This is a genomic window from Nitrososphaerales archaeon, from assembly GCA_025058425.1.
In the GTDB taxonomy this organism is placed as follows: Archaea; Thermoproteota; Nitrososphaeria; order Nitrososphaerales; family JANXEG01; genus JANXEG01.
This window is the reverse complement of sequence record JANXEG010000004.1, coordinates 33851-43121: the sequence shown is the minus strand read 5'-3', so window position 1 is coordinate 43121 and position 9271 is coordinate 33851. Positions and strand designations below refer to the sequence as shown.

Sequence of the window (9271 nt, the reverse complement as noted above, 5' to 3'; positions counted from 1 at the left end):
GATCTCATCATTCACGTAGTAGAGCTTTACATTGATTATATTATTCTGAATGGACTCCACCTGGCCTATTACCGTATCTCCCGACTTAGGGATCTTCTTTATTCGCTGTTTAGACTTTACTTCAACTTTCCTATTCTGAAGGTCATAAATCGGAGTACCGATGATGGTGGCTCGAATATCACCCTCGTGAATATAAGTCCCCTCACCACTTTCAAACTCTTCTATAACTGCTAACTTTTCACCGGGCAGTGCGAATTCGATGAATCTTTTATCGGATTGCAAATTAAACCACCTCAACTATCATCGATTTTGTTAGAGCCATAACGGCCTTTGGAAGAAGTCTTGGAATTCACCAGTGGTAAGAAGATGGATCAACGATTCAGCCTGTGGTATAGAAAGTACAGGTTTGTTAAATGTATAACCATCGATGGAGATGCGGGGGCAGGCCGTTTGGATGAATGCATCGATCTTCGATAACTCAGCCAATCTCTCACTCGTTACCTCACGTAGGGCGATCAGTTGAACCTTCTTGCCCAACCTTTCTAACCTAATCTTTAAATCAAGAGCTTTATCTAATGCCATCTGACCTTCCTTCAACCCTATCACTATACCTAAAAGCTCTGCATCACGCGCTCTGTATATAGCAAGTATCGATCTCTTCATCCTATCTGAGATCGTCTGTCGAAGGTCGGTAACTTCTTGGAGGTAGGGGTCGAGCATAAATACTGGTTTGTTCGTAGAGAGTCCCACCCCTATGGCATGAAAGATGCTCTGCCCCAGAAACACAAATACATCTACCAGATCCTTAATCTCATAGACCGTATGAAATTCACAACCTAAGACCTGGCCATCCATCAACCTACCCTTTCCCCTACCTATCAAAACTTTGAATCCAAACCTTTCTAGAAAGGACTTCGCTTCGTTAAGTTTATGTAAATGTTGGCTGATGGTGCATAATCCTACAACAGAATAATTCTTTAAGTGTAAGATGGCTTTGCGTAACACTTCATCAAAGGGTGTGTCATCATAAGCGTCGATGATGATCGTTCTATCACCGATCTTATCCATCGATATAGTGTGACCTATGTGGAAGATTATATCCGCATCCAACCTTTGGGCATCATAATTAAAGGTATCACAAATACCATAGCAAGGATCGGCTATAATGTATGTTATTACGTTAAACTTCTCTTGAACCTTTATTGCAATATCCTGAACCCTCGATAACAATCCACTGGGCGCATTAAAGACTATACTACGAGGCCTTCTCCTTTCGATCTCCAAAAATATCTTCTCTTCATCGATCTTTAACATAAAAACTCCTTTAACAAAATTAGGAGGCTGCTTTAACAGGTGGTGTAGTTTTCAAAGGGATTTCTTTTATCTTAGTAATTACGGGGAGTTTCGTTGAAGCCGCTTTTAGAGCTTCTTTTGCTCGATCCAAGTACTCTTTCTTCACGCTTATCTCAAAGAGTACACTGCCTCTCGATACTCGCGCAGCTAAGCCGACGGGTTTACCGAACGCTCTTCTCATCCCCTCTTGTAATCGATCTGCACCCGCTGTTGCGATCATCTTATTCTCTCGAAGTACTATGTGAGGATAAACCTTTACTTGTAAGTAGTAATTTTTATCCCCTATATCGCTCAACTTCTTGTTGATCGCGATTCTTGCTGCTTCTAAAGCGTTGTGCCTTATCTGAACCCTACCATCCGATATCAATTGAAGTTTCACATCGTAATCTTCATGGGGAGAACCTGCAGAGAATTTTGCTATTTTGCATTGTGGAGCACCTGGAATAAACTCTCTTCTAGTGTAAGGCATACCACTAGGTATACGATAATTCCTTCCTTTCACACCTTATCCCTTACCAACCATCTATAACAGCACTATTAATTAAGTCTGACGTTTCTTAAAAATCTTTTAAAATGAAGCCACACGCACTATAAACTTTAAGATTCACCTTTGGAGAAGTGTTTATCGGGTAGATTCGATCGCTAGAAGTGCTTTGCGTAGTAAACCCATAATGAGGTAAACTTCTTTCGGTGTAGGCTGGGCGATGCCCAATATACGAACTAGACTCTCCCTTAATAGGTGTAATTTATGGGAAGCGTAACCCGAGGATTCGGCCAACTTTAATGCATACTCTACCAATCTCATTCTATCTTCTTGAGAAGCGACCTCTCTCTTTATCTCACCTATCTTCACCTTGGAAAGTTCGTATAAGATTATAGCCAATGCATGCCCCACGTTCAGTGTGTTGTAATCGGTTCCGGTCGTTATACTTACCACTACATCACATAGTGATAATTCATCATTTCTTAAACCCGTTGTCTCACGGCCCAATAAGATACAGACCTTATCACCGTAACTCCTTAACCGTTCAGCCAACTCTTCAGGAGATATTGTAATCCTTAAGATATTCAAAGGGCTCTTACCAGTTACAGCGGTCGTACCGACCAATAGAGTAAACTCTTTTCTCAACTCATTTAAGCTCTTTATTCGAGCATTCTTGAGAATCTCTGAACCATGGGAGGCGAACTTCATCGCTTCATTTATCCCGACCTTTGGATCGATCAGTATTAGATCGTTTACACCGAAGTTCTTCATCACTCTTGCTATATGACCCAGATTCACTTCATAGAGTGGCTCGACGATCGCTACAGCTAAATTCTCCATCAGTAATCTTAAAATTTTTACGACTTCATAAAATTATCTATAGTAGTAATGGTTATCAATCTACCTGAAAGGGCGAAGGCGAAGTGGGCTGAGGCAATAGCGGCTAGAGATCCCGTTACCAAGTTAAAATTACTCAAAGAATTTTACTCGAGCTTCCCCAAACATAAGGGGACTGAAAAGTTAGAGGTATCGATCAAGAAGCAGATCAAGTCGTTAGAAGAGGAGATAGAACGTAGTAGATCGAGGCGTAGAGGGTCTACAAGGCTAGAGTGGGTAGTAAAGAAGGAGGGTATGGTTCAATTGGCTATTTTGGGCTCTCTTCATACATCGATACGATTCTTTAAATTCGTTACGAATCGAGATATAAATATTTATGAAGTATTACATGCACCTGTAGTTGGAGTACTCGAAGGCGAAGGTATCCAGTTCCAAGTAATCCTCACCCCATTTGATGAATCGATCGGTGTAGAGAAGCAGGAACGCATTATGAACTTAATACGCAATGTAGATATCATCATCGTAGTTTTAGGATCTGAAGGTACTATGTATCTTCAAAGGGTGTTCACATGGCTTGAGGAGCATAATATCGACATACGTCCATCTAATACATTCGTTGAAATAATCCATACATCGAGTGGGGGGTTGAGAGTCGTAAATTACGCAAAAGCGCTTAGTGATTGGGAGGTTATTAAGTTTCTCTCCAGTTACAAAATTAGAAACGCGATCGTCAAGATCTATGGTGAGGCGACGTTAGAAGATGTAGAATCGGCGTTATTCGGCAGGGTTGTAAAGAAGGCTTTATTCATTCCATTAGATGAACGGATAAGAACTGAGTTATTGAGTCTCATAGATGAAGAACGTATTATCACATCTGTTGCAGATCGGGCTTCGCTCGCCAATTCTATACTTCAAAAGTCCGGTTATATTCGAGTATACACGAAGAGCTTGGGAGATGCTGTAGCTGAGAAGCCGTTGTTGATGAAGAAAGGTGCACGTGTCATCGATGTTGCAGAAAAGGTCCATAAAGACTTAGTGAAGTTTTTCAAATACGCAAAGGTCTGGAGAGAAGGTTCTCTGCAAGGGGTTAGAGTTGGAGAAAATTTCTTATTAGAAGATAAAGATATAGTCGAAATTCATAGTTCATGACTATTTACTTTTAACTCCTTAACTATCTAAAGGCTTTTCAAATTCAATTAAGAGTAATTCCTCAAAGAATAACCTCTTCTTATCGATGATCCTGACTTTAAAGCCTTTTCGCTTCCATTCATTCAACAAACGTTTGTAAGATGAAAGGCTCGATAACACGAATAGTATCTTTCCACCTCTTTGAAGCACATTGGTAGCTTGTAGTAAGATATGATTGGCCACTTCGATACCACCCCTACCTCCATCTACCGCCAAATCTTCAATGGCCTTCGATGGTAGATAAGGAGGATTGAAAACGATCAATGGGAAGGATGATGGTCTAAAAGCCGAAGCACCATCACAACAGATAAGATCAACTTTTTCCCACAACCCCTTTTCTATCAAATGCTTACGCCCTTGAATCAAGGCTTCTCTATTAATCTCTGAGCCTACAACCTTATCACAGAATCTTGCCAATTCTTCGGTAACGAGTCCTGAACCGACCCCTATTTCTAGCACTAAGGATGTGCTTGAACTTCTCACTTTATCACAAAGGAATAGGGTATCTTCGCTCGGTCGATATACTTCATCATATCGATAATATTTCGATAATCTATCTGCTACTTGGATGATTTCATCGATGCTCAGATCTTCTACTCTCTTTTGAGAAAAGGGGAAACTCGATAAAAGTTCATCTACATCGATCCCAACCCTCTTTGCAACGATCTTGAACATGGTAGATAACCTTCTCCCTCGAAATGAAAAGATCTTCTCAAGTATGTTGATATCGACTCTCCTTACATGCTCTTTAGGCTCTATAAGAATGATCGTTGAAGTGACTTTGGGCCTCGGATAAAAGGCATCAGGGCTTACATCCTCTAGAGGTGTTATGGAGAATAAAGCCTGTGCGAATACACTGATCGCACGATAATTCTTCGATCGAGGCCTTGCTAAAAGCTTTTCAGCAAATTCTTTTTGAACGGTTACTACAGCCCTTTTGAATGTTTTATCAGAGAGCCATAGGATAAACCTCTTCGACTGTGAATAAGGAAGGTTCGCCACCAATACATCGAATCGGTGCTTTAATGTGAATCCATCTGCACAGATAAGCTCGAGGTTCTTAAAATGCTCTAATTTGACCTTGGCCCTTTCATAGAGATTTCGATCGATTTCGCAAGAGATTACCTTTTTACCTAATCTACAGAGCCTTTCGGTCAACTGTCCTTCACCACTACCAATCTCAAATACAATTTCATCATTAGAAATATTGGCAAATTTTATTATCTTCTCAATAACACCCTCATCGATCACGTAATGTTGCCCTAACCTTCTCCTTTTCCGATCCATCAAATCATCACAAATCAAATCTCATATAGTTAACTCAATTCGTTTGTATCTATTTCGCACTTTAAAAAATTATCTAAAGGTCTTTCGGCTACCTACGAAGATTATCACTCGTGGAGAGCCACTGATCTCCTCTACGATTCTTTTAGCTAAAAGTTTTGCCGGATCTTTTAGACCGACCCTCTTCTCTATATCTTCGAAACTTTGAAATGGCTTCTTCTCCCTTTCATCAAGAATCGCTCTCATAATGGTCTTACCTATACCGGGGATTAACTCTAATGCGTGTAATCGAGGGGTGATAGGTTGTAATTCATTAAAGTATTTAACGAACCTAGCCTCATTCTCTCTGACGATCTTCTCTACAACGTTTGGAAGTTCCTGTTTAGCTTCTATGGTCAAATCATTATAAGTAAGTTTGCCCAATACACTGATTACTTTGGTCCTACCCTCTCTACCTATACACAATCGCTCACCCACTTCAAAATTCACATTCCTCATAGCGAGGATCTCTAGTAAAGTCAACCACTCACTACCTATAGCTTGAACCAATGGCCCCTCTCTACCTTTAATCACGATAGATTTTCCCCTTGGAATGAAGTCGAGCACATACGCATATTCTTCATACTTCTTTTGAGGTAATGTACCACTCAAAAAACCTTCCTCGCAAGATTATCAGAATGATTTGAATATATGGAGAATATTAAGTGTGTGAGTAGAGAATAGGATATTAAGCTGCTCCATGGTTATCGATGTCATAAAGATCTTCTACTTTAGCTTAATATCACCATTCAGCTTTTTAAAACTTTTGATCTATTCAACCATAAGGTCATGATCGACGCTCATGTAGTATCTTTAAGATCTTTTCTACGGTTTCCGTAGGCAAGAGTTTCTTCCATCCAGCTGCGAATACTCTAACCTCTTCTATAGTACTAGGCATAATATTTATCAATTCAACGGCTTCTTCATCCGTCAATTGGCACTCTTTTATAAGAGATTCGCGAATTCTTCTAGCCTCATCTCCTGTAATTTTGGAGAACTTTCTAACGTACTCAACGGTCCTCTTTTGAATCTGATCGGCCGTCTCAAGATTTATACTATCGAGGATTTCTTTGACCTCGGGAATTGTAAGGACCTTTCTCCCCTTTATTTCAGACATTTACTACACCCTTTAAGTGTGGCTTCACATGTTCCAATCTTGCGATGAGCTTCTTAATCTTCCCTCCGACGCGAACTTTAACCACAACCGACCTCTTCCTCACTTCCTCTACATCACCTATAAAACCCTGGAACCTTCTGTGCGGCATGCCCTTGACCTGAGAAGGGTTAATATCGATCACTACTTTATCGCCCACTTTATAGTCTATGAGGAATGGTGAAGCTGGATTCCTCAAACCTTCGCTACTGAGTAGATGTCTTGTCTTCCTTCTGAAACCTCTACTATGTGCCATAACTTATCACCATAAATCTACATCAACACCAATACATTTTTTATTGAATTGTGATTAAGTTTATAAATCTTTTACATTCTATTCTCTGCTACCTCTTCTGTATTGAATCGATTTGTAATTCATGGACGTTTAAAACATCGAAATTTATACACTCAACATCAACACCTAGAAGGGAAGATAGATTTGGATAGACCTCTGGAGTTTCTTTCCCGTTGAACCTCACTAAAGAGCTTTTAACGAACTTCTTTATATTCAAACCACCATCACAACTCATCTCCACCTTTACTTCATCTTCATCTATCGACATAATCTTGAAATTATATACTTTTTTATCCAAGACCTTTCGCTTCCTTAAAGAAATTTGGTGAATTACAGCATCCTTTAGAGTTTCTTCTAAACCCTTCAATCTATTATAATCGATCGGTTCTTTAAACTTGATGTGAAGAAAGAGATCTACGGTGAACCTAGGTATAACCTTGGGCTTATCCACTATTTGGAGATCTTTCAAAATAATTTTGTTATCGATGTTGATCGGTAAGTTCATGCCTACCAGGCTTCTTACCTTCGAATTGAGTATTTCTCCAAAGAAGGGCCTTCCGTTGCCGAGGACTAGACTGTTGGAGTCTTCACCACCCACCCAAGTATACCTTACACCACTCCCTTTAAAATGATTAAGGAGAATTTTATTCAAATATTCTTCCACACTCTCTTGCCTTGAAATTCCTGAATGATCACACTCCACACATCCAGCTCCTCTGCACTTTTTACATCTAACCCTCTTCTGCCTTATCCCACGCTCCTTCTTCAGGTAATGACCGAATAGATAGATCGGTCTCGATTGTATAGTAACGAGTGGTTTGGAGAATGGTGCTATAAGAATGGTAAGATCCGCCCCTCGAGTCTTTATCTGTTTACCAGTCTTTGAGATGATGAACGATCCTACTTCACGATTTAATTCGCTCTTTAGAGTTTCACCACCCTTTAGTTTGAAACGGGCTCTAATCGTATCTTCTCTCTCTATAACATCAGGCGGGAGTGTCGTTCCGATCATAAAGTTATCAAATTCATATTCACTAATAGTCTTCAGAACTTCTTCCATCAATTCTTGTAATGAAGACATCAAACTATGGCAGATAAAACACTTCCCTCGTAAAGGAATTTTTACCAGCTTTCTAAGGGCGATGCCTCTCTGTTCATTATCCAATTCTCTCATTATGTGAGGGAATTGTCTACCGAGACATTTATCGCATAATGGATATTCACTCAGAAGTTTTTTAATTATGGAATAATCTATCTCTTTACTCTCCGAGTTCATGTGAGGAAAACCTTTTCATAAGTTGTCTAAGTGCGTGACCTTTACTCGCCTTTATCAATGCTTTGGTCTGTTTATATTTTATCAGTAACTCTTTCACATCTTTCTCTTGAGTCCCTGAACCTCTAGCGATCCTCTTTATTCGAGAACCGGTGATGATCTCCGGATTCTCCCTTTCTTCTTTTGTCATAGACTGTATGATCGCCTTCCAACGATCCATCTTCTTCTCAACTTCATCCAGATCTAGATCTTTATCACCCACGATCGAAGAGAATCCGGGTATCAGATCTAAAATCTTCCTTAACGAACCCATCTTCTTTACCTGCTCCAATTGATAGTAAAGATCGTTGATCGTCATCTTCCCCGATACGATTCTTTTAAGCTTCTCCTTATCAGCTTCAGCTTCAAGTTCTCTAGCCCTCTCTAAGAGGGCCTTCAGATCCCCTAGACCGAGTAATCTACCCACGAACCTTGTCGGTGAAAATGCTTCCAGATCGTCGATCCTCTCACCCGTACTGATAAATAGTATCTGAGCGCCCGTAGCCGCAGCCGCAGCCAACGCACCTCCACCCTTCGCCGCACCATCTAACTTCGTAACGATGATCCCACCTACGGGTGTAGTTTCGTGAAAGGCTTTTGATTGGTTGTAGCACTGCTGCCCTATAGTAGCATCTACAACGAGTAGAGTGAGTGTTGGCCGAATCTTATCCGATATCGCCTTCATCTCCTCCAATAAGCCTTTCTCCTCTTTATGTCTACCAGCTGTATCTATGATCACCAGATTTCGCTCACGTTTCTTAAAGTACTCTACACCATCCATAGCGAGTCTGACTGGGTCTTTGATATTTTCATCACCAAAGACCTCTATACCAACACTACTACAAAGCATTCTCAATTGGGTTAAAGCCCCGGGTCTAAAGGTATCTGCACATACAACCCCAACTTTATACCCCTTCTTCTGCATAAACCTTGCCAATTTGGCTGCGGCACTGGTCTTTCCCGAACCTTGGATACCGACCATGAGGATTGTATTCAACCGATCCGCTGGCAACTCGACCTTCCTCTCAATACCCATGATATTTGATAATTCTTCGTAGAGGATCTTTATCACGTGATCCTTCCTCGGTAGACCGGGTGGTGGAGTCTCGTTAATGGCCCTCTTCTCTATCCTTGATGTCAAATCGAATACGAGCTTTACATTTACATCGGCCTGTAGAAGGGCTCTTTGCAAATCCTTTATGAATTCCTTTACGACCTGCTCATCTATGCTCGATGCCCCTAAAATCCTCCTTATGGCGCTCTGCAAACCCTCTTTAAGTTTCTCCAGCATCTTAATCGACCCCAAGCGATCGGGATAAATCCATC

The 9271-nt window shown here is 40.7% G+C and carries 11 protein-coding genes; 1 reads left to right on the top strand and 10 read right to left on the bottom strand.

Features of this window, described 5'->3' with window-relative positions:
- The 4 genes from NZ896_00970 to NZ896_00955 all read right to left on the bottom strand — a co-directional run.
- The coding region (locus NZ896_00970; protein MCS7116027.1) for a hypothetical protein at positions 1-282 on the bottom strand (282 nt) is incomplete at its 3' end.
- A gap of 30 nt (positions 283-312) precedes the next feature.
- Positions 313-1314: a diphthamide biosynthesis enzyme Dph2 gene (dph2, locus tag NZ896_00965; protein ID MCS7116026.1), complete on the bottom strand. Its 1002-nt coding sequence runs from the start codon at positions 1312-1314 to the stop codon at positions 313-315.
- Positions 1315-1333: 19 nt separating this feature from the next.
- Positions 1334-1855 carry a 50S ribosomal protein L16 gene (locus tag NZ896_00960; protein ID MCS7116025.1) on the bottom strand — a complete coding sequence of 174 codons (522 nt, stop codon included), beginning with the start codon at positions 1853-1855 and terminating at the stop codon, positions 1334-1336.
- Positions 1856-1975: 120 nt separating this feature from the next.
- Entirely contained in the window at positions 1976-2677 is a 702-nt protein-coding gene (locus NZ896_00955) for a hypothetical protein (GenBank protein MCS7116024.1), read from the bottom strand.
- Between the two features lie 48 nt (positions 2678-2725).
- On the opposite strand from NZ896_00955, the gene NZ896_00950 reads away from it, so the two are divergent.
- Entirely contained in the window at positions 2726-3823 is a 1098-nt protein-coding gene (locus tag NZ896_00950) for a TGS domain-containing protein (GenBank protein MCS7116023.1), read from the top strand.
- A gap of 18 nt (positions 3824-3841) precedes the next feature.
- Here the strand turns inward: NZ896_00950 and rsmA are convergent, their stop codons facing one another.
- The 6 genes from rsmA to NZ896_00920 all read right to left on the bottom strand — a co-directional run bounded on the left by rsmA (position 3842) and on the right by NZ896_00920 (position 9236).
- Positions 3842-5149, bottom strand: a complete 1308-nt coding sequence (gene rsmA / locus NZ896_00945; protein ID MCS7116022.1) for a 16S rRNA (adenine(1518)-N(6)/adenine(1519)-N(6))-dimethyltransferase RsmA — start codon at positions 5147-5149, stop codon at positions 3842-3844.
- 69 nt (positions 5150-5218) lie between these two features.
- Positions 5219-5797 (bottom strand): DUF655 domain-containing protein, encoded by a 579-nt coding sequence (locus tag NZ896_00940; GenBank protein MCS7116021.1) that lies wholly within the window; start codon positions 5795-5797, stop codon positions 5219-5221.
- Between the two features lie 175 nt (positions 5798-5972).
- Positions 5973-6302, bottom strand: a complete 330-nt coding sequence (locus NZ896_00935) for an RNA polymerase Rpb4 (GenBank protein MCS7116020.1) — start codon at positions 6300-6302, stop codon at positions 5973-5975.
- Positions 6295-6594 (bottom strand): hypothetical protein, encoded by a 300-nt coding sequence (locus NZ896_00930; GenBank protein MCS7116019.1) that lies wholly within the window; start codon positions 6592-6594, stop codon positions 6295-6297. Before NZ896_00930 ends, NZ896_00935 begins: the two co-directional genes overlap by 8 nt.
- Before the next feature lie 88 nt (positions 6595-6682).
- Positions 6683-7909 carry a tRNA pseudouridine(54/55) synthase Pus10 gene (locus tag NZ896_00925; protein ID MCS7116018.1) on the bottom strand — a complete coding sequence of 409 codons (1227 nt, stop codon included), beginning with the start codon at positions 7907-7909 and terminating at the stop codon, positions 6683-6685.
- Positions 7893-9236, bottom strand: a complete 1344-nt coding sequence (locus NZ896_00920; protein ID MCS7116017.1) for a signal recognition particle receptor subunit alpha — start codon at positions 9234-9236, stop codon at positions 7893-7895. Before NZ896_00920 ends, NZ896_00925 begins: the two co-directional genes overlap by 17 nt.
- Positions 9237-9271: the final 35 nt, after the last annotated feature.